This is a genomic window from Nocardia vinacea NBRC 16497 (assembly GCF_000308835.1).
Lineage (GTDB): Bacteria > Actinomycetota > Actinomycetes > Mycobacteriales > Mycobacteriaceae > Nocardia > Nocardia vinacea.
Map to the genome: position 1 here is coordinate 1 of NZ_BAGN01000292.1, position 347 is coordinate 347.

Below are 347 nucleotides of genomic sequence, written 5' to 3' on the forward strand. Positions count from 1 at the left end.
ACACCTCGATCAGATTCGCGGAAACCCTTGTCGCCGAAGGGATCGCAGCCTCGATCGGCAGCATCGGCGATGCCTATGACAACGCCCTGGCCGAATCGACGATCGGGCTGTTCAAAACCGAAGCCCTCGCCCGCGACAGCCCGTTTCTCACCGGGCCGTTGCGGTCGCTCGACGACGTCGAGTACGCGACGATGGAATGGGTCGACTGGTACAACAACCGGCGGTTGCACAGCCTGCTCGGACACGTCCCACCCGCCGAGTACGAGACCGCCTATTACGCTGAACAACAGCCATCCCAGCCGGTGATGACTCAACCATGAAGCCGGCCGGAAAGTGGGGACGGTTCA

Annotated in this window: 1 protein-coding gene; it reads left to right on the plus strand. The window is 62.2% G+C overall.

The annotated features are described in order from the left end of the window. On the plus strand, positions 1 to 320 hold a 320-nt coding region (locus ON44_RS33535), incomplete at its 5' end, for an integrase core domain-containing protein (RefSeq protein WP_040697937.1). Positions 321 to 347: the final 27 nt, after the last annotated feature.